Annotated in this window: 1 protein-coding gene and 2 pseudogenes; 1 reads left to right on the top strand and 2 read right to left on the bottom strand. The window is 43.0% G+C overall.

All coding sequences use genetic code 11. From position 1 onward, the window contains the following. Positions 1-79, top strand: a pseudogene (locus R7Q38_RS25160) (AraC family transcriptional regulator); the annotation flags it as partial. A 162-nt stretch (positions 80-241) separates the two neighbouring features. Here R7Q38_RS25160 and R7Q38_RS25155 read toward each other — a convergent pair. Both R7Q38_RS25155 and R7Q38_RS25150 read right to left on the bottom strand, forming a co-directional pair. Continuing rightward, a complete protein-coding gene (locus R7Q38_RS25155; RefSeq protein WP_005480810.1) occupies positions 242-724 on the bottom strand; it encodes a hypothetical protein in 483 nt (160 codons plus the stop codon). 13 nt (positions 725-737) lie between these two features. Further along, positions 738-1,000, bottom strand: a pseudogene (locus R7Q38_RS25150) (nicotinate-nicotinamide nucleotide adenylyltransferase); the annotation flags it as partial.

Below are 1,000 nucleotides of genomic sequence, written 5' to 3'. Positions count from 1 at the left end.
AATTGTTGAGCACTTGTTTGCTGGCAACACAGAAGAATACGAACAGCTTTGCTTTTTAGTGTTTGGTGAGGCGCTATAAGTCAGCGGTGTATAGCGTTTTCTCACACGAGACTCACACAAGATCGAAAAGGGCGTACTTTGCGGTACGCCCTTTTCTTATTCTTTGCCTCACGTAGGGTCACATATTTCCCCAAGTAATCCCAAGCACAACACACATCGAACGATTGGTGAAAACGATGAACTAAAATGGCACTTCAATTTGCATCATCCAGTCGGCGTCGTAATACTCGTGCCAACGATAGTCGAAGCGCATTCTTGGCTCACCATCAGCTTTATTACCAAAACCGATGCTGAACATGAGACCATGGCTGCGAAGCCACTCTTCTGTGGTCATTTTGTTTTCTTCTTCACGTAGCTCTTCTGGCATCCAAATACCAAGACCAAAATAGTTTTTGTCTACGTTTTGAGTAAGAAACGGAATGTCTTGCGATTTGATTGCCCACTCTTCCCAGTAGTTTTCTGTTGGTCCTTCTGCTGTCGCTTCAGCAGCATACCAATCTAAGGTATCGGTACTAAGCACACCAACAGTATCAAAAATTTCTTCACAGATGGGCATGGTGTTGTCTTCAAACACCACGGAGCGATCAGAAAGATAGTTACATGCGGAGTTAGCTTGCGTCACCACAAGCAGCGCACATGCACTAAATACGGCTACTCTGACCATGAAAACCGACCTCTTATTTACCAGATAATGTTTCTCTATATAAGCCTTCGTTGAGCAACAGTTCACTGACAGTTGGTGTCGTATAGGTGCTGATATCTTTGCCTTCTATGAGTGCATTGCGGATATCCGTGCTTCTAATTTTAACTTTTTCTGGGCACGCCATGACAGTCCAACGTTCCGTAATTTCTTCCGCCTTATAAAATTTAGCAAATTTGAAGAAATTATCAGGACCAATGACAAAAGTTATATCGGCAGTTGGGTAGATTTCTTGAATTT

Origin of the sequence: Vibrio sp. Vb0598 (genome assembly GCF_033338935.1) — a bacterium.
Taxonomy (GTDB): Bacteria; Pseudomonadota; Gammaproteobacteria; order Enterobacterales; family Vibrionaceae; genus Vibrio; species Vibrio alginolyticus.
Note: the sequence above shows the minus strand (reverse complement) of the source record. Positions and strands in the feature narration are given on the sequence as shown.

Coding starts and splice junctions, on each gene's coding strand:
- R7Q38_RS25155 (WP_005480810.1), bottom strand. CDS start 724: ATGGTCAGAGTAGCCGTATTTAGTGCATGTGCGCTGCTTGTGGTGACG.